The 24,516-nt window shown below is 71.7% G+C and carries 27 protein-coding genes and 1 pseudogene; 15 read left to right on the forward strand and 13 right to left on the reverse strand.

Going from position 1 to position 24,516, the window contains the following annotated elements:
- Positions 1–60 precede the first annotated feature (60 nt).
- Positions 61–708 carry a TetR family transcriptional regulator gene (locus EES42_RS06385; protein WP_124717053.1) on the forward strand — a complete coding sequence of 216 codons (648 nt, stop codon included), beginning with the start codon at positions 61–63 and terminating at the stop codon, positions 706–708.
- A 168-nt stretch (positions 709–876) separates the two neighbouring features.
- Here the strand turns inward: EES42_RS06385 and EES42_RS06390 are convergent, their stop codons facing one another.
- Together EES42_RS06390 and EES42_RS06395 are read right to left on the reverse strand one after the other, a co-directional pair.
- On the reverse strand, positions 877–1,371 hold the full coding sequence (locus EES42_RS06390; protein ID WP_124717054.1) for a nitroreductase/quinone reductase family protein: 495 nt from the start codon (positions 1,369–1,371) through the stop codon (positions 877–879).
- Positions 1,371–2,582 carry an acyl-CoA dehydrogenase family protein gene (locus EES42_RS06395; RefSeq protein ID WP_124717055.1) on the reverse strand — a complete coding sequence of 404 codons (1,212 nt, stop codon included), beginning with the start codon at positions 2,580–2,582 and terminating at the stop codon, positions 1,371–1,373. The genes EES42_RS06390 and EES42_RS06395 overlap by 1 nt, the downstream gene beginning before the upstream one ends.
- A 231-nt stretch (positions 2,583–2,813) precedes the next feature.
- Here EES42_RS06395 and EES42_RS06400 point away from each other — a divergent pair, with 231 nt between their 5' ends.
- On the forward strand, positions 2,814–3,983 hold the full coding sequence (locus EES42_RS06400) for a thiolase C-terminal domain-containing protein (RefSeq protein ID WP_124717056.1): 1,170 nt from the start codon (positions 2,814–2,816) through the stop codon (positions 3,981–3,983).
- Positions 3,984–4,015: 32 nt separating this feature from the next.
- On the opposite strand, the pseudogene EES42_RS06405 reads toward EES42_RS06400, so the two are convergent.
- A pseudogene (locus tag EES42_RS06405) lies at positions 4,016–4,156 on the reverse strand (type II toxin-antitoxin system VapC family toxin); the annotation flags it as partial.
- A gap of 39 nt (positions 4,157–4,195) precedes the next feature.
- Here EES42_RS06405 and EES42_RS06410 point away from each other — a divergent pair.
- Complete coding sequence (locus EES42_RS06410; protein ID WP_124717057.1) at positions 4,196–4,876, forward strand: pyridoxine/pyridoxamine 5'-phosphate oxidase; 681 nt, start codon at positions 4,196–4,198, stop codon at positions 4,874–4,876.
- Positions 4,877–4,952: 76 nt separating this feature from the next.
- Here the strand turns inward: EES42_RS06410 and EES42_RS06415 are convergent, their stop codons facing one another.
- Together EES42_RS06415 and EES42_RS06420 are read right to left on the reverse strand one after the other, a co-directional pair.
- Positions 4,953–5,153, reverse strand: coding sequence for a ferredoxin (locus tag EES42_RS06415; RefSeq protein WP_124717058.1), 201 nt, complete (start codon positions 5,151–5,153; stop codon positions 4,953–4,955).
- Positions 5,154–5,182: 29 nt separating this feature from the next.
- A complete protein-coding gene (locus tag EES42_RS06420; RefSeq protein WP_124717059.1) occupies positions 5,183–6,379 on the reverse strand; it encodes a cytochrome P450 in 1,197 nt (398 codons plus the stop codon).
- A 291-nt stretch (positions 6,380–6,670) separates the two neighbouring features.
- On the opposite strand from EES42_RS06420, the gene htpX reads away from it, so the two are divergent.
- From htpX to EES42_RS06440, 4 genes are all read left to right on the forward strand, one after another.
- Positions 6,671–7,600 carry a zinc metalloprotease HtpX gene (htpX, locus tag EES42_RS06425; protein WP_124717060.1) on the forward strand — a complete coding sequence of 310 codons (930 nt, stop codon included), beginning with the start codon at positions 6,671–6,673 and terminating at the stop codon, positions 7,598–7,600.
- Between the two features lie 9 nt (positions 7,601–7,609).
- The gene (locus tag EES42_RS06430) at positions 7,610–8,194 is read left to right on the forward strand and encodes a PspA-associated protein PspAB (protein WP_124717061.1); all 585 of its coding nucleotides are present in this window, start codon (positions 7,610–7,612) and stop codon (positions 8,192–8,194) included.
- Between the two features lie 70 nt (positions 8,195–8,264).
- On the forward strand, positions 8,265–8,852 hold the full coding sequence (locus EES42_RS06435; RefSeq protein ID WP_124717062.1) for a DUF1707 SHOCT-like domain-containing protein: 588 nt from the start codon (positions 8,265–8,267) through the stop codon (positions 8,850–8,852).
- Between the two features lie 73 nt (positions 8,853–8,925).
- A complete protein-coding gene (locus EES42_RS06440; RefSeq protein WP_124717063.1) occupies positions 8,926–9,624 on the forward strand; it encodes a hypothetical protein in 699 nt (232 codons plus the stop codon).
- A gap of 25 nt (positions 9,625–9,649) precedes the next feature.
- Here the strand turns inward: EES42_RS06440 and EES42_RS06445 are convergent, their stop codons facing one another.
- Together EES42_RS06445 and EES42_RS06450 are read right to left on the reverse strand one after the other, a co-directional pair.
- Positions 9,650–10,069 carry a Zn-ribbon domain-containing OB-fold protein gene (locus EES42_RS06445; protein WP_124717064.1) on the reverse strand — a complete coding sequence of 140 codons (420 nt, stop codon included), beginning with the start codon at positions 10,067–10,069 and terminating at the stop codon, positions 9,650–9,652.
- Positions 10,066–10,518, reverse strand: coding sequence for a DoxX family protein (locus EES42_RS06450; RefSeq protein ID WP_124717065.1), 453 nt, complete (start codon positions 10,516–10,518; stop codon positions 10,066–10,068). The genes EES42_RS06445 and EES42_RS06450 overlap by 4 nt, the downstream gene beginning before the upstream one ends.
- 203 nt (positions 10,519–10,721) lie before the next feature.
- Here EES42_RS06450 and EES42_RS06455 point away from each other — a divergent pair, with 203 nt between their 5' ends.
- Complete coding sequence (locus EES42_RS06455) at positions 10,722–11,909, forward strand: flavin-containing monooxygenase (protein ID WP_124717066.1); 1,188 nt, start codon at positions 10,722–10,724, stop codon at positions 11,907–11,909.
- 44 nt (positions 11,910–11,953) lie between these two features.
- Here EES42_RS06455 and EES42_RS06460 read toward each other — a convergent pair whose 3' ends face one another.
- From EES42_RS06460 to EES42_RS06470, 3 genes are all read right to left on the reverse strand, one after another.
- Positions 11,954–12,541, reverse strand: coding sequence for a Uma2 family endonuclease (locus EES42_RS06460; protein WP_124717442.1), 588 nt, complete (start codon positions 12,539–12,541; stop codon positions 11,954–11,956).
- 49 nt (positions 12,542–12,590) lie between these two features.
- Entirely contained in the window at positions 12,591–13,541 is a 951-nt protein-coding gene (locus tag EES42_RS06465) for a helix-turn-helix domain-containing protein (protein ID WP_124717067.1), read from the reverse strand.
- A gap of 324 nt (positions 13,542–13,865) precedes the next feature.
- Complete coding sequence (locus EES42_RS06470) at positions 13,866–14,054, reverse strand: hypothetical protein (RefSeq protein ID WP_124717068.1); 189 nt, start codon at positions 14,052–14,054, stop codon at positions 13,866–13,868.
- A gap of 165 nt (positions 14,055–14,219) precedes the next feature.
- Here EES42_RS06470 and EES42_RS06475 point away from each other — a divergent pair, with 165 nt between their 5' ends.
- From EES42_RS06475 to EES42_RS06485, 3 genes are read left to right on the forward strand one after another with little or no spacing between them, the layout of a single operon-like run.
- Positions 14,220–15,098 (forward strand): helix-turn-helix domain-containing protein, encoded by an 879-nt coding sequence (locus tag EES42_RS06475; protein WP_124717069.1) that lies wholly within the window; start codon positions 14,220–14,222, stop codon positions 15,096–15,098.
- Positions 15,095–15,304, forward strand: coding sequence for a DUF397 domain-containing protein (locus tag EES42_RS06480; RefSeq protein ID WP_124717070.1), 210 nt, complete (start codon positions 15,095–15,097; stop codon positions 15,302–15,304). Before EES42_RS06475 ends, EES42_RS06480 begins: the two co-directional genes overlap by 4 nt.
- A gap of 41 nt (positions 15,305–15,345) precedes the next feature.
- Positions 15,346–15,555 carry a DUF397 domain-containing protein gene (locus tag EES42_RS06485; protein WP_124717071.1) on the forward strand — a complete coding sequence of 70 codons (210 nt, stop codon included), beginning with the start codon at positions 15,346–15,348 and terminating at the stop codon, positions 15,553–15,555.
- Between the two features lie 81 nt (positions 15,556–15,636).
- On the opposite strand, the gene EES42_RS06490 is transcribed toward EES42_RS06485, so the two are convergent.
- Positions 15,637–16,992 carry a COG1361 family protein gene (locus EES42_RS06490; RefSeq protein WP_124717072.1) on the reverse strand — a complete coding sequence of 452 codons (1,356 nt, stop codon included), beginning with the start codon at positions 16,990–16,992 and terminating at the stop codon, positions 15,637–15,639.
- Between the two features lie 244 nt (positions 16,993–17,236).
- On the opposite strand from EES42_RS06490, the gene EES42_RS06495 reads away from it, so the two are divergent.
- Both EES42_RS06495 and EES42_RS06505 read left to right on the forward strand, forming a co-directional pair.
- Positions 17,237–19,468, forward strand: a complete 2,232-nt coding sequence (locus tag EES42_RS06495; protein WP_124717073.1) for an acetate--CoA ligase family protein — start codon at positions 17,237–17,239, stop codon at positions 19,466–19,468.
- 199 nt (positions 19,469–19,667) lie between these two features.
- Positions 19,668–20,516 (forward strand): enoyl-CoA hydratase/isomerase family protein, encoded by an 849-nt coding sequence (locus tag EES42_RS06505; RefSeq protein WP_124717075.1) that lies wholly within the window; start codon positions 19,668–19,670, stop codon positions 20,514–20,516.
- Between the two features lie 6 nt (positions 20,517–20,522).
- Here the strand turns inward: EES42_RS06505 and EES42_RS06510 are convergent, their stop codons facing one another.
- The gene (locus tag EES42_RS06510; RefSeq protein WP_124717076.1) at positions 20,523–21,086 is read right to left on the reverse strand and encodes a Uma2 family endonuclease; all 564 of its coding nucleotides are present in this window, start codon (positions 21,084–21,086) and stop codon (positions 20,523–20,525) included.
- A gap of 79 nt (positions 21,087–21,165) precedes the next feature.
- A complete protein-coding gene (locus EES42_RS06515; protein WP_124717077.1) occupies positions 21,166–21,987 on the reverse strand; it encodes an SDR family NAD(P)-dependent oxidoreductase in 822 nt (273 codons plus the stop codon).
- A 296-nt stretch (positions 21,988–22,283) separates the two neighbouring features.
- On the opposite strand from EES42_RS06515, the gene EES42_RS06520 reads away from it, so the two are divergent.
- Complete coding sequence (locus EES42_RS06520; protein WP_241196295.1) at positions 22,284–23,738, forward strand: sensor histidine kinase; 1,455 nt, start codon at positions 22,284–22,286, stop codon at positions 23,736–23,738.
- Positions 23,739–23,787: 49 nt separating this feature from the next.
- The gene (locus EES42_RS06525) at positions 23,788–24,474 is read left to right on the forward strand and encodes a response regulator (RefSeq protein ID WP_124717079.1); all 687 of its coding nucleotides are present in this window, start codon (positions 23,788–23,790) and stop codon (positions 24,472–24,474) included.
- The last annotated feature ends 42 nt before the right edge of the window (positions 24,475–24,516 follow it).

Raw genomic sequence — 24,516 nt, forward strand, 5'->3', positions numbered from 1 at the left:
GTGATCCCCATTTGCAGTCGGCCGAATCGCGCTCCGATCACCCCTCGGTAAGCTGACGGCATGACAGGACAAGTGCGCACCGTCGACGGCCGCGTGGCCGGTCGACGCGGACAGGCGACGCGGCAGAAGCTGCTCGACTGCCTCAGCGAAATGCTCAGCTCCTCGCCGTACCGGGACGTCAAAGTCATCGACGTCGCCCGGAAGGCGGGGACTTCACCCGCGACCTTCTACCAGTACTTCCCCGATGTCGAGGGCGCCGTCCTCGAAATCGCCGAGGAAATGGCCAAGGAGGGCGCCGGGTTGACCGAACTGGTCGCCGGCCGCTCCTGGGTCGGCAAGGCCGGCTGGCAGACGGCCGAGGAACTCGTCGAAGGGTTCCTCGACTTCTGGCGCCATCACGACGCGATCCTGCGCGTGGTCGACCTCGGTGCGGCCGAGGGCGACAAGCGGTTCTACAAGATCCGCATGAAGATCCTGAACTCGGTCACCAACTCCCTCACCGATTCGGTGAAGGAACTCCAGGCCAAGGGCAAGGTCGACAAGGAGGTCAGCGCCGCCGCGATGGCGGGCTCGCTGGTCGCCATGCTGGCCGCTGTCGCCTCGCACCAGAAGGGCTTCACGACCTGGGGCGTCAAGCAGGCCGAACTCAAGCCGAACCTCGCCCTGTTGGTGCATCTGGGCATCACCGGAAAGAAGCCCACGAGGTAGCACAGGCGCCGACGGCCCCTCCCCCACCGGGTTCGCGCGGCCGTCCCGGGCGCCCCAGGTCCTGTCACACCGACGGCGGGCCACGCATTGTGGCCCGCCGTCGGTGCACCCGGACCATGTCCACGGCACACGGTTCCTCCCCGCGCTCCGCCCCTCTGCTCTGCCGGCTCAGGACGCGGCGTCGTCCCGCCCGCGCAGCCTGAAGAGCCGGATCTCCCGCTCCACCCGCGCCTGGTAAGTCGCGTAAGGCGGCCAGAACTTCAGCGCCGCCCGCCACACCTCTTCCCGCTCCTCGCCCTCCAGCAGCGTGGCGCGCACCGGGATGTCCCGGCCCTGCCAGTTCACGACCGCCCGGTCGGGACCGGCCAGCAGATTCGCGGTCCAGGCCGGGTGCCCGGACCGGCCGAAGTTGCTGCCGACCAGGATCCAGCTCTGCTCCGTCCCCTTCTCCGGCATGCAGGCCAGCGGGGTGGTTCTGAGCCGTCCGCTCCGCGCCCCCGGCACCGTCAGGATCAGCCCCGGCAGCATCCGGGCACTGAGCAGCACCTTTCCACGCGTGAGCCGGTGCACCGTACGGTCCATGACGGGAACCACGTGCGGGGCGACCTTCGCGAACGCCCGGGTGGAGGAGACCTTCTGGACCAGTCGGACGCCGGGCGCCATCAGACCGCCACCCGCTCGGCCGGTGCGGTCACGGCCGCACCGGCGAACAGCCCGGCCAGCTGCGCCGCCCGGTCCCGGAGCCGGTGGACGGGGCCGAAGAGCAGTTCGTCGGCCGCGGCCCGTTTGAAGTACAGATGCGCCTCGTGCTCCCAGGTGAAGCCGAGCCCGCCGTGCAGCTGGACGGCCTCGGCGGTGGTGATCCGGAGCGCTTCCAGTGCCTGGGCCAGGGCGAGTCCCCCGGCGTCGGCCGGGTCCCAGGCCGCGTAGTACGCGGCGGAGCGGGCCGCCTGCACCTGTACGTACAGATCCGCCAGTCGGTGCTTCACCGCCTGGAAGGAGCCGATCGCCCGGCCGAACTGCTCGCGCGCCTTGACGTATTCGACCGTCCGCTCCAGCGCGCTGCTCGCCGCCCCCACCGCCTGGGCGGCGAGCAGCGCGGCGACCGGGTGCCCGGCCGTGGCGAGCGCGCCGGTGACGTCGGCGCCGTCGTCGGCGCCGAGGAGTTCGGCCTCGGTGTCGCGGAGTTCGATCCGGGCCAGCGGGCGGGTCTCGTCGAGCGAGGTCCGGCGGGTGCGGACGACTCCGGCCGCCGCGTCGGGACGGACCAGGAAGAGGAGCGTACGGCTGCGCGGGAAGCCCCCGGCGTGGGCCGCGACCAGCAGCAGTTCGGCGCTGTGCCCGTCGAGGACCTGCGTGGCCTCCCCGTACAGCCGCCAGCCCCCTTCGCCGGCGCCCGGCCCGGCCTGTACGCCGCCGGCCCGGCCGCCGCCCGCCCAGGCGCCGTCGGCGGGGTCGCCGGTCAGACCGAGTGCGGTGGCGAGCGAGCCGCCGGGGACGGCCAGGGTCGCGGTCAGCTCACCGGCCGCGATGCGCGGCAGCAGGGCGGTGCGCTGGGCGTCGGTGCCGAGTGCGGCGATCAGGGGCGCGGCGAGCACGGCGGTGGCGATCAGCGGCGAGGGCAGCAGGGCGCGGCCCGTCTCCTCGCAGGCGACGGCGAGCTCGGTGCGGCCGCAGCCGACGCCCCCGTACTCCTGCGGGAGGGCGAGTCCAGGCAGCCCGAGGTCCTGGGCGAGCCGTCGCCACAGGTCCGCGTCGTACCCGTCGGCGGTGCGCACGGCGCACCTGATGTCGTCGGGTGCGCAGTGTTCGGCCAGCAGTTCGCGCAAGGTGCGGCGGATCTCGTCCTGTTCCGCGGTGAAGGCGGCATCCATCGTCGGACTCCTTCCCCTCAGAGGCCTCCGGCCCCTGATCTGACGGTGCGTCATGTTAGGGGCGAATCCACCAGATGCCCAGAGTCCCGCACCGGCGGGAGCGGAGGATCCATGCCCGGCGGGAAGGGAAATCCGCGCCCGACGGAAAGGGGATCCGCGCCAGGCGGGAAGCGAGGATCCGCACCGCACCGGGCGGTCCACCCCCGCCGTATCTGATGTACCGTCAGATTCATGCCTTCTTCCCACCGCAAGGTCGCTGTCGTCGGCATATCCCTCGCCGACTGCGGACGCGTCGACACGGCCACGCCGTACGCCCTGCATGCCCAGGCCGCCCGCCGGGCGCTGGCCGACTCGGGGCTGGACCGGTCCGTCGTCGACGGTTTCGCCTCCGCCGGGCTCGGTACGCTCGCCCCGGTCGAGGTCGCCGAGTACCTGGGGCTGAAGCCCACCTGGGTGGACTCCACCTCGGTCGGCGGCTCGACCTGGGAGGTGATGGCGGCGCACGCGGCGGACGCCATCGCGGCGGGGCACGCCAATGCCGTACTGCTGGTCTACGGGTCGACGGCGCGCGCGGACATCAAGGCGGGCCGGCGGACCTCCAACCTCTCCTTCGGCGCGCGCGGCCCGCTCCAGTTCGAGGTGCCGTACGGGCACTCGCTGATCGCGAAGTACGCGATGGCCGCCCGCCGGCACATGCACGAGTACGGGACGACCCTGGAGCAGCTCGCCGAGGTCGCGGTCCAGGCACGGGCGAACGCGGCGGCCAACCCGGACGCGATGTTCCGTGACCCGGTCACGGTGGACGACGTCCTGTCGGGGCCGATGATCGCGGACCCGTTCACCAAACTGCACTGCTGCATCCGCAGCGACGGCGGCTGCGCGGTGCTGCTGGCCGCCGAGGAGTACGTACCGGACACCGCGAAGGCGCCGGTGTGGATCCTCGGCACGGGCGAGCACGTCTCGCACTCCACCATGTCCGAGTGGGACGACTTCACGGTCTCCCCCGCGGCGGTCTCCGGCCGCCTGGCGTTCGAACGGGCCGGGGTGCGGCCCTCGGAGATCGACCTCGCCGAGATCTACGACGCGTTCACCTACATGACCCTGGTGACGCTGGAGGACCTGGGTTTCTGCGCGAAGGGCGAGGGCGGCGCGTTCGTGGAGAAGGGCCGGACCGGGCTGACCGGCGAGCTCCCGGTGAACACCGACGGCGGCGGCCTGTCCGCCTGCCACCCCGGGATGCGCGGGCTGTTCCTGCTGGTCGAGGCGGTACGCCAACTCCGCGGCGAGGCCGGCGAACGCCAGGTGCGCCGCCCGGGCGGCCGGCTCCCGGAACTGGCGGTGGCATCGGGCACGGGCGGCTGGTTCTGCTCGTCGGGGACGGTGGTGCTGGGGCGAGGATGAGGAGCGGGGCGCGTCCCGGCGCGGCAGGCCGGTCACACCGGGACGACGGTGAGCGCCCCCTCCAGTCCCTTGAAATCGTCCGCGTTGCGCGTGTAGAGCGGCAGCCCCCTGACCGAGGCGATGGACGCGATCATCAGGTCCATGCGCCGTGGCCGGGGATCACCCCGCCTGCCCCGCCCGGCCCGTGCCGCCCCATGCGCTGCAATGGGGGCATGACCGACGCACACCAGAGCTTCCTGGACCTGCTCCACGCCCAGCGTGTCTGGGACGTGGAGCTTCCCGGTTTCGACCCGGCCGCCGCGCCCCCGGCCCCGCTTCCCCTCTTCCACAGCTGGTTCGCCGAGGCGGTGGCCGCCGGGCAGGTGGAGCCGCACACCATGTCGCTGGCCACCGTGGACGACGAGGGGCGTCCCGACGTACGGACGGTGATGCTGCACGACGCGGACGAGCGGGGCTGGCACTTCGCCACCCACCGCACCAGCGCGAAGGGCCACCAGCTCGCTGGCCGGCCGTACGCGGCGCTCGGTTTCTACTGGCCGGCGCAGGGCCGGCAGGTACGGGTGCGGGGTCCGGTCACCGAATGCGCGCCCGCCGAGAGCCGGGCCGATCTGCGCGCCCGCTCGACCGGGGCGCTCGCCTCCGCGCTGACCGGCTCGCAGAGCGAGGTGCTGGGCTCGCGGGAGGAGCTGGTCCGTACCGCCGACGCCGCCTGGGAACGGGCCCGGGCCGAGCCGGACGCGGAGGTGGCGAGCTGGACCCGGTACGTGGCCGAGCCGCGGGAGGTCGAGTTCTTCCAGGGCGACGCCGCGCGCAGGCACGTACGACTGCGTTATCGCAGGACGGACGCGGCCGGGGGCGACGCGGCGTGGGTCCGGGAACTGCTCTGGCCCTGAGGGCTGTCCCGTGCCGGGTCGTGTCCGTTCCGTACACCCGCGTACGCGGACGGACACGACCCGGCAGGCGGGCCGGTCACTCGATGGTGATCGCCTGTACCGGGCAGACGCGGACGGCCACCTTCACCGATTCCTTCACCGCCGCACCGTCGAGGGCGTCCTCGTGGCCGGGCAGCAGTTCGCTGAAACCGTCGTCGTCCTGGGTGAACACCGTCGGAGCGGTGAGCGCGCACTGACCCGCGCCGATGCACCGGTTCCTGTCGATATCGATCTTCATTGCGGCGGGGCCTTCCGGTCGGATTCCGGTCACCAGATCACGGGCATTTCGAGCAGACCCTGAATGGTGTCACCGGGTTTGAACGGGACTTCTTCGGCGGGGACCGCCAGCCGCAGTTCCGGCAGGCGGTCGAAGAGTGCGGGCAGCGCGATCTCCAGCTCGGCCCGTGCCAGGTTCTGTCCCAGGCACTGGTGAATTCCGAAGCCGAACGCGACATGATTGCGCGCGTTCCGGCCGAGGTCCAGCTCGTCCGGTGAGGGGTACACGGTCTCGTCCCGGTTGATCACCGACGTGGTCAGGAGGACGCCGTCCCCCGCCCGGATGGTCACCCCGCCCACTTCGATGTCGTCGACGGCGACCCGCGAGATCCCGTCGGCGATGGACAGGAAGCGGAGCAGTTCCTCGACCGCGGATGGCATCAGGCCGTCGGACTCGCGCATCCGGGCCAGCTGGTCGGGGTGCTGGAGCAGGGTGAACGTGCCGAGCGAGATCATGTTCGCGGTCGTCTCGTGCCCGGCGATGAGCAGGATCTGGGCCAGCCGCACCAGCTCCTGCTGGTCCACGGCCCCGGTCTCCAGCTGCTTGGCGATGAGTTCGTCGAGCAGCCCTTCGCCGGGGGTGGCCTGCTTCTGCTCGATGAGGACCCGGAAGTACTCGTCGAGCGCGTCCCGCGCGGACTCGACGTCCGCGGCCGCCGGGCCGCGGAGCAGCTTGCGCGACTGCGCCTCGAAGAACTCGTGGTCGTCGTACGGCACCCCGAGCAGCGCGCAGATGACCATGGAGGGCACCGGCAGGGCGAACGAGTCGACCAGATCGGCCGGCGGCCCCTGCTTGACCATCGCGTCGAGCAGCCGGTCCACGGTCGCCCGGATCTGCGGCCGGAGCGAGGCCGTCCGCCTGACCGTGAAGCTCGGGATCAGCATCCGGCGCTGGACGTTGTGCTCCGGGTCGTCGACGCCGAGCAGCTCGACGCGCCGCAGGGTGCTGGCGGCCACCCGCTCGGCGAAGAACGGGAAGGCGGGGTTCTCCCGGTCGGACGAAAGCCGCTGGTCCACCAGGAGCGAACGCGCCTCGGCGTGCCCGGTCACCAGCCACACCGCACGGCCGTCGAAGAGCCGGGCCCGGGACACCGGCTGCGGCCCCCGATGCTCGCTGCGGTATCCCGTCGGCGGGTTGTAGGGACAGGTGCGGTTCTGCGGGAAAGAGACGGTCTCGGCGTCTGCCATGGCGGACCTCGCAAGAGATGGGGGAGTCCTACCGATCTCCACCACTAGATGCCTCAGGCACCTAATGGGTCCAGGTGTAGTTCGGCCAAATGTCTTCGGAATCGCCCTCGGACAGATCCATTGAGAGATCAATCAGATCCGTTGAGGAATCAATTTGCCGTCCGCCCGGACGGGCGGACGTTTCGAGCCGGCGTCGTTCTCCGGGCCCGGATCAATTGTCTCCGATTTCCACGTGAAAGGGGCAATATGGAAGGCACCTAGGGCTGTCCCTCAGGGCGACTGGAGGCAACGATGAGCCAGACCCGTTCCCGCGCCCGCTCCCGTTCGCGCTACGCCCCGGACAGCGGGTTGACCACTCGCATGGTCGGCACCATGTTCTTGATCGGCCTGCTGTACGTGGTCCTGGTCGGCGTGCTGCTCGCCGTGCTGCGCGGCGCCTGGCCGATCATCCTGATCCTCGTCGGCGGCATGTTCATCGCCCAGTTCTGGTTCAGCGACCGCATCGCGGCGTTCAGCATGGGGGCCCGTGAGGTCACCCCGGAGGAGGCGCCCGAGCTGCACGGCGCCGTCGACCGGATCTGCGCTCTTGCCGACATGCCGAAACCGCGCGTGGCCATCGCGCAGAGCGACGTACCGAACGCCTTCGCGACCGGCCGCAGCGAGAAGACCGCTCTCGTCTGCGCCACCACCGGGCTGCTGCGCAGACTGGACCCCCCGGAGCTGGAGGGCGTGCTCGCGCACGAGATGTCACATGTCGCGCACCGCGACGTCGCCGTCATGACGATCGCCTCGTTCCTCGGCGTGCTCGCCGGCATCATCACCCGGGTCGCCCTGTGGGGCGGGCTCTCCCGCAACAGCCGCAGCAATGACCCCGTCGGCATCGCGATCATGCTGATCCCGCTGGTCAGCGCGGTCGTGTACGCCCTGAGCTTCCTGCTGACCCGGCTGCTCTCCCGCTACCGCGAGCTCTCCGCCGACCGCACCGCCGCCCTGCTCACCGGCCGCCCCTCCGCACTCGCCTCCGCCCTCACCAAGGTGAGCGGCCAGATGGCCCGCATCCCGACCGAGGACCTGCGGAAGGCGGAGCCGTACAACGCCTTCTACTTCGTCCCCGCGTTCTCCTCCAAGGAGAGCCTGAGCCGGCTGCTCTCCTCCCACCCGACCCTCGAACAGCGCCTCGACCAGCTGGCCCGGATCTCCGCCGACCTCGCCCGTCCGTAAGGAACGCCCATGGGCCTTCTCGACACCATCCTCGGCCGCAGCAAGCCGGTCCGCCCCGACCTCGACCAGCTCTTCGCCGTGCCCTCCGCGGCCCTCACCCTCCAGGCGGGCGCGGGCTTCACCCCGACCGGTCTCGGCTCGGTCTGCTTCGCGGGGGTCGAGGGCGGCACCTTCGCCCGCATCCAGCAGGACGTACGGGAACTGCTCGACGCCGACACCGGCCGCGACGGAATCCCGGTGGAGTTCAGCCAGGACGCGTACGGCTACACCTGGCTGCTCTCCCGCCGCCCTGCCGAGGACACCGCCGCACTGGTCAACGACCTGCACGCGGTCAACACCCTGCTCCAGGACGGCGGGTTCGGGCCGCACCTGCTCTGCTCCCTGATCGGCTTCCGCGATGCGCGGGACCGTCCGCTGGCCCTGGTCTACCTCTACAAGCGCGGCACGTTCTACCCGTTCGCACCCCTGCCCGGCGGCGCGGAGCAGCGGGACAACCAGCTGGAGTTGCAGGTCAGAGCGGTGCTCGGGGACGACCTGCGGGTGGAGAAGGACCTGTCCCGGTGGTTCCCGGTGTGGGGGGCGCCGGGGCTGTGAAGCAGCCGGGGCGGGCGACGGGGGAAACGGCGGGGAGCCCGGTGCGGCCCCCGCCCGTATCATCACCTCCATGACTGCAGAGCCCGCCCGTTCCGCCGCCCGTATGCGCGCTTCGGATGCCGATCGCGAGGCGGTGGTCGAGCAGTTGCGTGAGGCGGCGGCCGAGGGCCGCATCGACATGGACGAGCTGGACACCCGGCTCGGGCAGGCGCTGTCCGCCAAGACCTACGCCGAACTGGCGCCCCTCACCGAGGACCTGGTCCCGATCGAGGTGGCCACCGGTGAGCCGCTGGTCCTCAAGGGCGGCGTGCACGGCATGATCCGCGCGGGCGTCTGGAAGGTCCCGCCGGTGATCCGCGCCCAGGGCGGCATCGGCGGTGTCCGGATCGACTTCACCCGCGCCGAGTGCCGGCTGCGCGAGATCTCGCTGGAAGTGCGCGGCGAGATGGCCGGGGTGAAGATCGTGGTCCCGGAGGGCTGGACCGTGGAGAGCGACAGCCTGGACCGGGGCCTCGGCGGCCTGAAGGACAAGACCACCGACGCACGGACCCCCGGCGCCCCGCTCCTCCGGCTGACGGGCTCCTGCGGCATGGGCGGTGTGGTCGTCCGCCACCCGAACTTCCGCGAGCGCCGCAAGCTGCGCAGCATCGAGCCCTGAGTACGCGTACCCGGTCCCGGCCGGGTGACCGTACCCATCCGCCACGTTCCCCCGGCGGCATACCGTCCCCCGTATGCCCGAGGAGACCGCACCCACCGACACCACGCCCGAACCGGCCCCGGCCGGATCGAAGTCCCCCTCTTCCTTTCTCGGGGCTCTCGGATGCGGCTGCGCCGCGCTCCTCCTCGTACCCGTCATCGCCCTGGTCGCCCTGGTCGCACGGGCTTCGTCCGGGTCCACGGACATTCCCCGGGCCGCCCCCGAGAAGATGGCGGACCGCGCCTTCCAGCGCTCCCGGGAGGCGTACGGCCTCATGGGGTTCGAGCGCACCGTGGAGCCGGGGGTCGAGAAGATCGGCGTCAGCACGGAGAACACCCTGAGCTCCGGCTACTGCTACGACGGGGGTCTGCTCGGGCTGGAGGACAAGACCGTCGACGGCGCCTACCGGATGAGCCACGGATGGGCGCTCGACCACGTGCCCGCGAGCCAGGCCGTCCCCGGTCTCCGCCGACTGCACCGACAGCTCAAGGACGACGGCTGGAAGGTCACTTCCTACCGCGAGGGCGGGAAGCGCAAGGACTGGGAGCTGTACGTCCAGCGCGACGACGGGGACGAACGGATGTCCTTCGTCTGGTACCCGGACCGTGACTACTTCAGGGGCGGCGCCTCCGTACCCTGCGCCTACGCCCCCGAGTGGAAGGACGGCGATGCGGGCCTCCCCGGTGAGGACCAGAGGCCGCCCGCTCTCGGCCCCGCGCAGCGGAAGAAGTAGAACGGGCCCGCCCGGCGCGGCGCGCTCAGCAGTCCCCGGGACGGAAGACCGGAACGGCCTCCTCCCCGTCCTCCTGCCGGAAGGCCACCCGCAGCGCCATGCCGATGGCGAGCCGGGACTCCTCGCAGTCCACGATCTCCGTCATCATCCGTGGCCCCTCCGCCAGGTCGACCACGGCGGCGACGTACGGGACGCGGGCGCCGAACGGCGGCAGGTCGTTGCGGTGGACGACGGACCAGGTGTAGAGCGTGGCATCCCCGCTCGCCCGCTCCCAGGCGACGTCCTCGCTCCAGCAGTGCGGGCAGAACTCGCGCGGATAGTGGTGCGCACGCCCGCAGTCGCGGCAGCGGCGCAGCAGCAACTGCCCCCGGGCGGCGGCGTCCCAGTACGGGCGGGTGAAGGCGTCGGGTTCGGGACGGTCGAAGCGTACGACGGGCGAGGTCACAGGAAGAGTCCGATCGCTTTGTCGAGGGACCAGGTCTGCCAGGACATCGCGAACAGCGCGACGAACGAGATGAGCGCCATCATCGCGTTCTGCCCCTGCTCGGCCCAGTCGTGGATCATCAGCACGAGGTAGAGCAGATTGAGCAGCAGCCCGGCGACGAGCGCGACGGGCGTGAGGAACCCGGTGATCAGGCCGAGCCCCAGGGCGAGTTCGGCGTACACGACGACGTATGCCATGACCTTGGGGCGCGGGGCGACAATCCGCCGGAAGCCGGTGCGTACGGCCGGCCAGCGGTGCTTGCCCGCGACGTCCGAGGCCCAGGCGATGCCCGTGCCGCGCTCGAACCAGCCCTTCTTGTCCTTGTGCCGCCAGCTCTCCAGCCACCACAGGCCGAGGCCTATCCGGAGAACGGCGAGCCACTCGGCTCCACCGAGCCAGATCGTCTGCATGGGGCCTCCCGTGGCCTCCCGTTCACTGAATCTGACGGTACGTCAGTTCACCTGATGGCGGGCAACTCGCGCAAGGGGTGCGCACGGAGTGCGGGCGGAGATGGACGAAGAGCGAGCAGAAAGAGTGCACCCGTGATCAATTCGCAATCGATTCCGGTCTTGACCGAGACCCATCAACCAGGTGCGCGATTACGCTCCGAACCATGTCCGACAGCGCACTTACCGCCGGTATCCCCATATCGGCCCCCACCGACCTCACCGAGGACCGCCCCGTCTACGTCATCGGCGGCGGGCCGGGCGGCCTCGCCGCCGCAGCGGCCCTGCGCGAGCTGGGCGTACGGGCGGTGGTGCTGGAGAAGTCCGGGAACGTGGGCGCGTCCTGGCGCCGTCACTACGACCGGCTGCACCTCCACACGACCCGGCGCCGGTCCGCGCTCCCGGGGCTCGCGATGCCGCGCCGGTTCGGGCGCTGGGTGTCCAGGGACGATGTGGTGCGCTATCTGGACAAGTACGCCGAGCACCACGAGCTGGAAGTGGTGACGGGCGTCGAGGTGTCCCGGATCGACCGCGCCCCGGACGGCAGGAGCTGGCAGCTGACCGCGACCGGCGGCCGGGTGCTGACCGGCCGGGCGGTCGTCGTCGCCACCGGCTTCAACCACACCCCGCGCATCCCCGACTGGCCCGGCCGCGACACCTTCACCGGCGACCTGGTCCACGCCTGCGACTACCGCAACCCCGCCCCGTACGCGGGCAAGGACGTCCTGGTCGTCGGCATCGGCAACACGGGCGCGGAGCTCGCCGTGGACCTGGTCGAGGGCGGTGCGGCCCGGGTACGGATCGCCGTGCGCACCGTGCCGCACATCGTGCGCCGTTCGACGGCGGGCTGGCCCGCGCAGCTGACCGGCATCCTGGTCCGCAGGCTGCCGGTCCGGCTGGTCGACCGGGCCGGGCGCCTGATGGCCAGGATCGCCGTGCCCGACCTCGCCGCGCAGGGCCTCCCCCGCCCGGACACCGGCCTGTACTCACGGGTCAAGGACGGCGCGATCCCGGTGCAGGACGTGGGACTGATCGACGCGGTGAAGCGCGGCCGGGTGGTGCCGGTGGCGGCCGTCGAGTCGTTCGACGGGGACGCGGTGGTACTGGCGGGCGGCGACCGGATCACCCCGGACACGGTGATCGCGGCGACCGGCTACCGGCGGTCCCTGGAGGGCCTGGTCGGCCACCTCGGCGTGCTGGACGCCCGGGGCCGCCCGGTCGTCCACGGCGCCCGCACCCCCAAGCAGGCCCCGGGGCTGTACTTCACCGGCTTCACCAACCCGATCAGCGGCATGCTGCGCGAACTGGCCCTGGACGCCCGCAAGATCGCCAAGAAGGCGGCACGCAGGCGCTGAGCCCGCGCGGGGCGGGGCGCGGGCTGCCGGTTCCGCCCGTGGGCTCAGGCGTACAGCGGCAGCCCGTCGGTCGAGATCGTCCACTCGCCGATGGTGACGTCCTCGCCGTACACGAAGTCCTTGCGGATCGCGTACCTCGGGCCTTCCGGCGTCGCGTGGATCTCGGAGAGGACGGCGCCCGTGCCCGTACGGGGGTCGAAGATCGCGTAGACGGGGACGCCGAGCAGTGGGTAGTCCCGCAGCTTGCTCACCCAGTCGTTGTCCGGGTTGGACCGGGAGACGACCTCGATGGCGGCGATGAGCGTAAGGGGGTCGAGGGAGCCGTCAACCTCCATGTCGTTCTCGGCGATCACCATGATGTCGGGGTGGCGCATGATGCCCTGAGGTACGTTCTCCACATCAGGGGTCCCGGTGTGAGCTGCCAGTTCTTCCGGCATCACCTTCTCCAGGCGCTTCCGAAGACGGAGTGCCGTCAGCTCGTGGAGTCCGGCGGGCGCCATCATGTCGTGGACGATTCCTTCTTTGGTGATCTCAATTTTCCCGGGAACGTCGTCCTGCATCTGCTCGACGATGTCGCGCATGGCCCGGTAGTGGAGCGAATCCCGCTGTGCGTGGTCCGGGGCGTTGGCCATGGCGTGCGCTCCTCGTCTGCGCCTGGGGGCAAGGGTCGTCACGTTCATGCTAGGCGGCCTCCTTCAGGTCGGTTCGGCACTCGCGGCAGTGGCCCGGCTCGGGGGCACGGAAGGCCCGGTCGCAGCCGTCACAGTTCTGGAGGGGGTCACGGCACGGCGCGGCCTCGTCGGCCGGGGCGGTGGGCAGGGGTGGAGGCAGGAGCACGGTGAGGCGGTGGGCGAGGAGTCCCGCCGGACGGGTCAGCGATTCGGGCAGGTCCGCGACGAGGGTGCGGCGTACGGCGTCGGGCCGCGCGTCCCGTTCGAGCCAGGCGGCCACGGCGGGGGCCAGCCGGCGGATGTCGGCCTCGCCCAGCAGCAGCCGGGATTCGTGGCGCCGAAGGTCCGCGAGGAGTTCGACAGCCACGCGATGCCGGTCGAGGTCGTGAGCCTGCGGGCGGGGAAGCGGAGGGCGCGGCGGCGCGGGGGCCGGGGCGGGTTCGTCCGTCTTGGGCGTCTCCGGCGCGGGAGCGGGCGTGGGAGCCGAGGGCGCGGGGGCGGGCGTGACCGTTTCCGGGCGGGGCGCGGGGACCGGGCGGACGGGCCTTGGTCGCGGCCCGGACTCCGACGTCGGCCGGGTCTGCGGCTGCGGCTGCGGCGCTGCGGCGGACCTCGTACCGGTGAGGGGCTGGTTGTACGAGACCGTGCGGGTGACGACCCTGCCGCTGGGCAGTCGCTCCCGGGTGCGCTTCAGGTAGCCGTGGGCCTCCAGTTCGCGCAGGGCGGCGGCGATGCGGGCCTCGCTCTCCGGGAAACGGTCGGCGAGGGGCTTGATGCCGATCCTGGCGCCGTCGGGCAGCGACTGGATGTGGGCGGCGAGCCCGATCGCGACGAGGGACAGTTCGCGGTGCTGGGCGAGGTGGTTGCCCACGACCGTGAAGCGACCGGTGTGCCGGGTGTCGATATGTACGACACCGGATGACGGGGCGCGCGAGGGCGCGCTAATCTGCGGGGTATCCATCAGGAAGCTTGCTTCTTCCTTGTTGGTCAGGCCCTCGTTTCAGGATTGCCGTCCTGGCGAGGGCCGTCGCGCGTCTGGGGTTGTGTGGCGAGCATATGCCGGACAACCGGCCTCACTTCCAGCCGAGTTGGGGAAGCTCACCCGTGTGAGTGACGGGCGTGAAGTGGGGTGCGGCGGGGCGGGGTGGGGTTGGGTTGGGAAGGGTTTTTCTCCCCGGTTCTTAGATCTTTTGACGTCGTGCACGACCACGTCGCGGTCCCCCGCGTCGTCGTTCACCGGATCGCGGTCCACCGGGTCGCGGCTGTCACGATCCGGTGCGGCCGCTCACCGTACGAGGTCGAGCTCGGCCCAGACCGTCTTGCGCGGGAACGGGCCGGGCACGATGCCCCAGTCCCCCAGATGCGCCGTGGCCAGCAGCCGGGCAAGGCGGGCGCCCCGGCGCGTGGGCGAGAGCAGCACGGTGAACGCGCGGGTGGGGGAGGCCAGTTGAGGTTGAGCGATTTCTCGATTCACGTCACTCAGCGTGGCCGGGCCCGCATACCGTGAACAGTGACAAAGCTCTTGCGTACGGTAACTGTCCGGGGCTTGTCCAGCGCTGTCCTGGCTGTCCGGGGTGACGGGCCGGGGACAGAAGGGGTTGAGGAAGAGAACGGCACGCACAGCGGAAATGGGGCACGGATGAGCGTGGATGGGGCCGGTACGGAACGCGCTGACGGCGGAGCGGACGAGTCCGGCTGGGACGTGGATCCCGATGACGAGTCGGGCCTGGCCGTGCTCGCCGCAGTGGGCCGCCAGCTCAAGGCATGGCGGGAGTCGGCGGGCCTGCGGGCCTGCGAGTTCGGCACGGCGATCGGGTACGGGGAGGACCTGGTCTACAAGGTGGAGAGCGGCCGTCGCATCCCCCGGCCGGAGCTCCTGGACAGAGCGGACAGGGTACTGGGGGCCAGCGGGAAGCTCTCCGCGATGAAGCAGGACGTGGCGGAGGTCCGGTACCCGAAGAAGATCCGGGCGCTGGCCAAGCTGGAATCCCGAGCAGTGGAGCTCGCGTCGTACGGAAGCCAAAACCTGCACGGTTTGTTGCAGACCGAGGAATACGCCCGGGCATTGCTCGGCACTCGGCGCCCCATGTTGTCCCGGGATGAGTTGGAGCGAGCAGTGGCCGCGCGCATGGCGCGGCAATCGATCTTCGAACGGGAGCCCGCTCCGGAGCTCAGCTTCGTACAGGAGGAGACATCGCTGCGCCGCCCGACCGGAGGTCTGGCGGTGTGGCGCCAGCAGCTTGAGAACCTGCTCAAGGTCGGCAGGTTGCCCTCCGTGGAGATTCAGGTGATGCCGACGTCTCAATGGGACCACCCAGGAACGGGCGGACGCATTCAGGTCCTGAAGTTCGCTGACGGTTCTGCGATCGGACGGACCGACGACGAGTTCGCGGGCCGCCCGGTTTCCAACCCGCGACAGCTCCGTATTCTTGAGTTGCGGTATGGCATTATCCGGGCTCGGGCTCTCTCGCCAGAAGAGTCACTGGCCTTCATCGAGCGAGTGCTGGGAGAAACATGATCCACGAGCAATCCGCCGGGGATGGCCCCGAGTTGGAGTGGTTCAAGAGCACCTACAGCGACAGCAGCAACCCCAGTGATTGCATCGAGGTCGCGGCCACCCCGGGCACAGTCCACGTCCGCGACTCGAAGAACGTGCCCGGCCCCCGAATCGCCGTCACGCCCACGGCATGGGCGGACTTCGTGAACTACGCGTCCACGAACTGACCGACATCATCCGCGCCCGCGACGCAAGCGCTGGGAGACACATGATCCGCAAGCCCTCCGCCCGGGACACTTCCGAGCTGAAGTGGTTCAAGAGCAGCTACAGCGACAGCAGCAGCGGAAACGACTGCGTCGAGGTCGCGGCCACCCCGGGCACGGTCCACGTCCGCGACTCGAAGCACGTGCCCGGCCCCCGATTCGCCGTCACACCCACGACATGGGCGGACTTCGTGAACTACGCGTCCGCGAGCTGACGGGCGTCGGTGGCTGACCCGCGCGGGGCGCGGCCGGGAGGACCGGTCGCGTCCCGCGCTCGTGTCGAGGGGGGACGTGGGTCAGGCTGCGGGCGTGGCGTTCAGCACGAGCTGGGCCGTGTTGTTGGCCGGCTGCGGGTCGAACGGGAAGGTCGCGGGGCTGGAGCCACCGGTGGTGAGCATGACGCGGCCGGTCGCGTCGGGGACCACTCGGTCGATGCGCAGCTGGAACGGGAGCGAGCGCGTCTCGTCCGGCAGGGCCCAGTACGGCATCTCGCAGCTGTAGCGCGGGGCGCCGGTCCGCTGCGGGTAGTGGCCGCCGCTCAGGGTGCGCGGTTCGCAGTCGGCGGGGGCGGAGGTGACGGTGACGCCCTCGGGGACGGTGACGTCGACCGCCGCGACCGGGTCGCCGGAGCCGAGGTTGCCGATCCAGGCCGGGCCGTTGTTACGGAAGCCGAGTTCGGCGGTGACGGTCTCGCCGACGCCGCCCGTGACCTGGGTGCCCTGGGCCGCGAAGTCCGCCGTGTTCACCGCGCCGAAGGCGGCGATCGTGTAGTTGTCCTCCTCCGAGAGGTCGGTGGCTCCGTTGCCGGGCTCGACACTGATGTCGAGGCGCTCGGCGTACGCGTGCGCGGCGAGGGCGACCCGCAGCGGCGACGGCAGGGTGAAGGCGTCACCCGGCTCGACGACCTGGTCGAAGGAGCAGGTGGCGTGGGACATCGGGGCGTAGTCGCCGCCGGTCGTCCTGTAGGTGCACTCGGGGTACTCGGTGAGGAAGTCGAGCCCGTACGAAGCGGTGAAGGTGGCGGTGACACCCTCGGAGCGCTCGCTGCCCTTGTTGGTCACCGCGAACGGCACGGTCCGGGCGGCGCCCGGCTGGAGGTTCTTGACCGGGGTGATCTCGCCGAGGGACAGGTCGGGGCCCGAACCGACTGAGACCGTGGTGTCGAACGAGTCGCGCGGGGCTTCCAGCGTGCCGTCGGGGCCGCCGGTGGCCACGGCGGCATAGGTGATCCGCCCCTGGGCCCCGGTCGCGGCGCCGTCGGCGGCGCGGACCGTGAGGTGGACCTGCGGGCTGTAGGCGTCACCGATGACGGGCACCTCGGGGACGGTGCAGACGGCCGTGGTCCCGGTCGGGGCGCAGTTGTCGGGCCAGGTCACATCGGCCACCCCGGCGATGCCGGAGATGTCGACCGAGAGCCGGCCGTCGGTGACGGCGAAGTTGTCGTTGTCGTGGTAGAGCCCGATGTCCAGCGGGCTGCCCTCCGACGTACTGCCGCCGGGGATCAGCTTCTGCTCGCTCGGCGCCTGTATCCAGAGCTGGTCGGTCTGCTCCTCGGCGAACGCGGGGGCCGCGAGGCCGGCGGTCAGCAGTCCGGCGGCTGCGGCGACACAGACACCGAGGCGCACGGTGCGCCGGGCGGAGACGGGTCTCATGTTTCTCCCAGGGGTGGGCCACGGATGGCGGGCGACGGCCGGTGTGTCCGGCCCGACCGTTGGACGTCCAAGATCACCCGGAGGTTGTACGGCTCCGTCCGTCGCCGCCGACCCGCTCTTACAGGCTTTGCCTGCACACCCATTCCTGACGCGCCGTCAGTTCAGTAACCTGACAGGGCGTCAGCTTTTGGGAGCTGGCCGGGCACGATCACCCGACGGACCCCGAGCAGGAGTGGGCGGAACGATGCTTGGATCGACTCATGGCACCCTCACCACCGACTTCCGCGCCAGGGTGGTGGCCTGCGGCGAGGAGCCGCACGCCGCCGTCCACAGCATGACGGTCGCCGCCGCCACGGAAGGCGTGCTGGACGTCAGCGGCCGGCCGTTGTACGCGGCCGTGCCGGATCTGGACCGGTTCTTCCGGCCCGGGTCCGTGGCCGTCATCGGCGCGTCCGACGCCGAGGGACGGCCCAACACCGGCATCACCCGGCAGCTGATCCGCTGGGCCGAGCGGGTCGGGGCGCGGCTGTATCCCGTGCACCCCACCAGGAAGTCCGTGTTCGGGCTGGCCTGTTCTCCTTCCGTCGCGGAGCTGCCGGAGCAGGTCGATCTGGCCGTGCTGCTGGTCGGCGACCCGCTCCCGGTGATCGAGGAACTCGCGCAGGCCAAGGTGCGGTTCGCCGTCGCCTTCGCCTCCGGGTTCGCCGAGACCGGCGAGGAGGGGGCCGCCGCCCAGGCACGGCTGGCCGCCGCGGTGGAGCGGTCCGGGCTGCGGCTGCTCGGGCCGAACACCAACCTCAACGCCTTCGAGGAGTTCCGGGACGATCTGGACGGGCCGGCCATCGCGCTGATCACCCAGTCCGGTCACCAGGGCCGCCCCGTCTACACCCTCCAGGAGCTGGGCGTGCGGCTCTCGCACTGGGCGCCCACGGGCAACGAGGCGGATCTGGAGACCGCCGACTTCATCTCGTACTTCTCGCAGCGCCCCGAGGTCGGGGCCATCGCCTGCTACGTGGAGGGGCTCAAGGACGGGCGCTCCTTCCTGCTGGCCGCGGACCGGGCGGCGCGGGCCGGGGTTCCGGTCGTGGCGGTCAAGGTGGGACGTACCGAGACGGGGGCCCGGATGGCCGCGTCACACACCGGCAAGCTGACCGGCGCCGACCAGGTGGTGGACGCGGCGATGCGGCAGTTCGGTGTGATCCGGGTGGACGGCCTCGACGAACTCCAGGACACCGCGGCGCTGCTCGCGCGGGCCCGGAAGCCGCAGGCCGAGGGGGTCGTGGTGTATTCGATCTCGGGCGGCACGGGCGCACACTTCTCGGACCTGGCGACCGGCGCGGGGCTGAACCTGCCCACCCTGTCCGAGGCGAAGCAGCGCGAGCTGCACGAGTGGATCCCGGACTATCTGAACGTGGCGAACCCGGTCGACAACGGCGGCCATCCGGTCGGCGACTGGCGCGGCCGGAAGATCATCGACGCGATACTCGCCGACCCCGACGTCGGGGTGCTGATCTGTCCGATCACCGGCCCCTTCCCGCCGATGAGCGACAAGCTCGCGCAGGACCTGGTGGACGCGGCGGAGAGCACGGACAAGCTGGTGTGCGTGGTGTGGGGCTCGCCCGTCGGTACGGAGGAGGCGTACCGCACGACACTGCTCGGCTCGTCGCGCGTCGCCACCTTCCGTACCTTCGGCAACTGCATCACCGCAGTGAAGGCCTATCTGGACCACCACCGGTTCGCCGCCTCCTACCGCTCCCCCTTCGACGAGGCGCCGCGCACGCCCTCGCCCTCGTTCCGCAAGGCGCAGGCGCTGATGCGCCCGGGCCGGCAGCTGAGCGAGCACGCGGCGAAGCAGCTGCTGCGGGCGTACGGGATCCGGGTGCCGCGCGAGCAGTTGGTGACCAGCGCCGCGGCGTCCGTCCGGGCGGCGGCCCTGGTCGGCTACCCGGTCGTCATGAAGGCCTCGGGCGCCCGGCTCGCCCACAAGACCGAACTGGGCCTGGTCAAGGTCGGCCTCACCTCCGCGAGCCAGGTGCGGGACGCGTATCGCGAGCTGACCGACATCGCGCGGTTCGAGGGCATCGAGCTGGACGGGATCCTGGTCTGCCAGATGGTCGAGCGGGGCGTCGAGATGATGGTCGGCGTCACCCAGGACGCGCTCTTCGGGCCGACGGTGACGGTCGGGCTCGGGGGCGTACTCGTCGAGGTGCTGCACGACGCGGCGGTGCGGGTGCCGCCGTTCGGCGAGGACCAGGCGCGCTCGATGCTGGGCGAACTGCGCGGCCGGGCCCTGCTGGAGGGCGTGCGCGGCGGTCCGCCGGTGGATGTGGACGCGCTCGTCGAGGTCGTGCTGCGGGTGCAGCGGATGGCGCTGGAACTGGGCGACGACCTCGCCGAGCTGGACATCAACCCGCTGATGGTGCTCGGGCGGGGGCAGGGCGCGGTGGCGCTGGACGCGCTCGCCGTCTGCCGCTGACCGCCGCTCCCCCGACCGCCCGCGCCACGGCTCGCACCGTCGCCCGGACCAACGCCCGCACCACCGCTCGCACCATGGCCCGCGCCACCGCCCGCACCATGGCCCGAGCCACCGCTCGCACCATGGCCCGAGCCATCGCTCGAACCGTCCGCCACCACGACCGCTGCCGCCGCCACCGCGCCCACCCAGGAGCTGCCCCATGCCGTCCTCCCCCGAAGACATCACCGAGTCCACCGAACCGGCCGAGCCCGCCGACCCGCTCCATTCATTGGTACTCCACGCCACTGACAACGGCGTCTCCTGGATCACGCTCAACCGCCCCGAGGCGATGAACGCCGTCACCTGGGAGCAGCGGGAACGCGTCATCGGCCTGCTCGCCGAGGCCTCCGCCGACCCGGCGGTCCGGGCCGTGGTGCTCACCGCCACCGGCCGGGGTTTCTGCGCGGGCGCCGACCTGCGCGGCGCCCCGGCGACCGGCGAGCGGGTGCCGGGCGATGTCGCCCGTACGATCCGGCTCGGCGCACAGCGTCTGATCGCCGCGGTCCTGGACTGCGAGAAGCCCGTCATCGCGGCGGTCAACGGCACCGCGGCCGGCATCGGCGCCCATCTCGCGTTCGCCTGCGATCTGGTGCTGGCCGCCGGGTCGGCGAAGTTCATCGAGGTGTTCGTACGCCGCGGCCTCGTACCCGACGGCGGCGGCGCGTATCTGCTGCCCCGGCTGATCGGCCCGCAGCGCGCCAAGGAGCTGATGTTCTTCGGCGACTCGCTCCCGGCGGCGGAGGCGGAACGTCTGGGGCTGGTCAACCGGGTCGTCCCGGACGAGGAGTTGGCGGCGACGGCACGGGCGTGGGCCCAGCGGCTGGCCGAGGGGCCGACCCGGTCGATCGCCCTCACCAAGCAGCTCGTCAACGCGTCGCTGGACGCCGACCGGGCAACGGCGTTCGCCGCCGAGGCCATGGCGCAGGAGATCAACATGACCACGCAGGACGCCAACGAGGGCGTGGCGAGCTTCGTGGAACGGCGGGCGCCGAAGTACCGGGGGGTCTAGAAACCGTCAGGCGGGTGACAGAGCACCGGTGTCCAGGTCCAGGTCGAACGGATGCGGCAGCCTCAGAACCGCGCCGAACGGGTGCGGGCCGTCCACGTGGGTGTAGCCCAGGTGTCCGGGCTCGGAGAACAGCGTCACGCTGCCCTCGATCCGGTCGACGAGGAGGTACAGCGGGGCCCGGTACTCGGCGTAGCGACGCCGCTTCACAACACGGTCGGTCTCCGCATTCGACTCCGACGTGACCTCCACGACGAGCAGTGTCTGATCGGGGAGAAGGGCGCCGCCCCCTTTCGCCAGTGCCTCGGGCACGACAGCGATGTCGGGGACGTACCAGTTCGACGAACCGGGCAGGTCCAGGTTGCCCGAGCCCTCGACGCAGCCGAGTTCGTCCACACGGTCCTCGATCTGCCTTCGGACGACCCGGGCCGCCCGTTCGTGGTCCCAGGTCGGAGTCACGGGCTCGATGATCCCTTCGATGATCTGGGCACGGTCTCCGCGGATCCGCTGTACCGCGAATTTCAGGGCGCGTTCGGAATCGATGCCCTGGCTGTAGTCGGGCGCACTGGTCATTCGGTGTCTCCTCCCGCTCAGCCGGTCCGACGACTCAGAGTAGCGGCCCGCGACCGGGTGCGGTCGCCGTCCGGTGTGCTCACCCAGGTGCCATGCGGCTGAGGGTTTCCCAGGCGCGGTACTGCTCCGCGCGGGCCCGGTCCATCTCCAGGACGATGTCGAAGGACCGGTTGCCGAGAATCAGGCGGCGCGGCGGGTCGGGCAGGGCGGCCAGTTCCAGGAGCACGGGGGCCGCCTCGCTCGGGTCCGGGCCCGCGTCGTCGCCCCACATCTCCTCCAGCCGGGTGCGCAGTTCGGCGTAGGCGGGGTCGGGTTCGGTCGCCGTGGTGCCGGAGGTGAACAGGCCCGTGGCATAGCCGCCCATCTGGACGATGGTGACCTTGACGCCGAACTGCTCGGCCTCCATCGCCAGCGCCTCGCTGACCGAGTCGAGCGCCGCCTTGCCCGCCGCGTAGAAGCCGACCCCGGCCATGCCGCCGCCGCTGCCCATCGACGTGACCTGGAGCAGGCGCCCGGAGCCGCGCGCACGCAGGTGGGGAAGTACGGCCTGGGCGACCCAGACCGCGCCGAAGAAGTTGACGTCGAGGTGGTCCCGGATCTGTTTCTCGGTGGCCTCCTCCACCATGCCGTACAGCAGACCGCCGGCGTTGTTGACCACGATGTCGAGGCCGTCGAAGGCCGCCGCCGCGCGTTCCACGGTCTCGAACACGGCCCGGCGGTCGGAGACGTCGAGGGGCAGTGCGAGGAGCCGGTCCGGGTACTTCTCCGCCAGGCCGGCGAGCGGGCCGACGTCGCGGGCGGCCGCCACCACCCGGTCCCCGGCGGACAGCGCGGCCTCCGCGAAGGCGCGTCCCAGGCCACGGGAGGCGCCGGTGATGAACCAGGTTCTGGTGCTGGGCACGGGATGCCGCTCCTTCGTGAGTACGGTACGAGACGAACGAGACGGGACGGTCCGTCTCGTTACGGAGCTTAGCCGTCCCCGCCCGCCCCGCGCCAGGCAATTGGCAACGGTGACTTTCGGCAGTGTCGGGGCGCTGCCTAGCTGCGTACGGTCGTCCGGGTGGAGAGGCGGAGAGGTGGAGAGGTGGAGGGGCGGAGCGAGTGATGTCGAGCGGTGCGGTGCGGCGGGCGCTCGTCGCCCCGGGGAATCTGCTGGCGGTCGGGGCGGCGGTCTGTGTCGGGCTGAGCGCGGTCAGTATGTGGTGGGCGCTGCCCGCCGCCGTGGCGGCGTTCTTCGCGGGGCGGGAGCCCGGGAGGACCGGGCCCACGGTCCTGGTGCTGGTGGCGGTGCTGGCCGGTGGCGTGGTGGCGGTGGCCCTGGTGCCTTCCTGGCTGCTGATGGCGGGGCGGTTCGTCGCGGTGGTGGCGGTGGCCGCCATGCTGCCGTGGTTCGCGGGGCGCTTCTGGCGCCAGTACCAGGAACTCGTCCGGGCCGGCTGGGAGCGGGCGGGCCGGCTGGAGCGCGAACAGCGGCTCGTCGCCGAGCAGGCGAGGTCCCGCGAACGGGCCAGGATCGCCCAGGACATGCACGACGTACTCGGGCACGACCTCAGCCTCATCGCCCTGTCGGCCGGTGCCCTCAAACTGGCCCCCGGTCTCGACGAGGCGCACCGGGCCGCGGCCGGGGAGATCCGGGCCCGGGCGGCCGCCTCGGTGGAGCGGCTCGGCGAGGTGATCGGTCTGCTGCGCGAGGAGGCGGACGAGGAGGCGCCACGGCCGTCGCAGCCGTCGCAACCGTCCGGCACCGGTATCGCCCGGCTGGTCGAGGAGGCCGCGGCCGCCGGGCTCCCGGTCGTCCTGCGGGTCGAGGGGGAGGCCGGCGCCATCTCCCCGGCGGCCGCGCGGGCCGCCCATCGCGTGGTCCAGGAGGCCCTGACCAACGCGGCCAAGCACGCGCCGGGGGCGCGGGTGGACGTACGGGTGACGCATGCGGCCGGGGAGACGACGGTCCGGGTGGAGAACGGGCCCGCGCCCGCACCGGCCCGCGCCGAGGACGTCCCGGGCACCGGACGGGGACTGATCGGGCTCGACGAACGGGTACGGCTGACCGGCGGCGAGTTCGCGTACGGTCCGCACGAGGGCGGCTTCGCGCACGGCCCGCACAGGGACTTCGCGCACGGCCCGCACGAGGGCGGCTTCGCGCACGGCCCGCACGGGGACTTCGCGCGCGGTCCGCACGAGGGCGGCTTCTCGGTCACCGCACGGATCCCGCACGCCCCGCCCGCCGCACTCGTCCACCGGGCACCCGCCACGCCCCGGGCCGCTCCCCCGGCGGCGCTGCCCCCGGAACACCGGCACGCCCGCAGCCGGGCCCGCCGGGCGCTGGCCGTCGCGGTCGTACTGCCCCTGGTGGCCTGGGCGTTGCTGAGCGCGGCGCTGATGGCCTGGGACATCCGCTCGGCCCGGCTGTCCGTACTGGACCCGGGCGACTACGCCAGGCTGCGGGTGGGTCAGGATCGGGAGAGCGTCGGACGGCTGCTGCCCGACCGCGAGACCACGCAGCGGCCGGTGGCCGGGGAACCGAAGGGAGAAGGCATCACATGCAGGTACTACGCCATGACCGCGGACCGCTTCGACGACCGGTCCGGGGACGCCTACCGGCTCTGTTTCCGGGACGGCCGGCTGATGTCCAAGGAGGCGTTGACGCCATGAGGCCGGGCGGTCCCGCGGGTGCTGCCCGCCCCGGGGAGGTGAGCGGGCTGTGATCCGGGTACTGATCGCGGACGACGAGCCGATGATCCGCGCGGGGGTGCGCTCCGTGCTGTCCACCGATCCGGACATCGACGTCGTCGCCGAGGCCGCCGACGGGCGCGACGCGGTGGAGCTGGTACACCGCCACCGCCCGGACGTCGCCGTGCTCGACATCCGGATGCCCGGGACGAACGGCATCGAGGCGGCGGCCGAGATCCGGCGCACCGTGCCGGAGACGGGGGTCGTGATGCTCACGACCTTCGGGGAGGACGACTACATCCTCCAGGCGCTGGGAGGCGGCGCCGCCGGTTTCCTGATCAAGTCGGGCGAGCCCGAGGAACTGATCGCGGGGGTCCGCGCGGTGGCCGACGGGGCCGCCTATCTGTCACCGAAGGTCGCGGCCCGGGTCGTCGCCCACCTCTCGGCGACGGGCGCGGGCGCCCTGGCCGGCCGCCGCACCGCCGCCCGGGAACGGGTCGGTGCGCTCACCGGCCGGGAACGCGACGTACTGGCCTTCCTCGGCAGCGGGCTGTCCAACGGGCAGATCGCCCGGCGGCTCCACGTGGCGGAAGGGACGGTCAAGGCGCATGTGAGCTCCATCCTGGCCCGGCTGGGCGTGGACAACCGGGCCGCCGCGGCCGTCGTCGCCCACGAGGCCGGAATCGTGGCGCCCGCGCAGCCGCCGCTCGATCGCTGACGCCGCACGCCGGGCGAGCGGCAGGAACGCCAGCAGCACGGC

The organism is Streptomyces sp. ADI95-17, from assembly GCF_003846175.1.
Taxonomy (GTDB): Bacteria; Actinomycetota; Actinomycetes; order Streptomycetales; family Streptomycetaceae; genus Streptomyces; species Streptomyces sanglieri.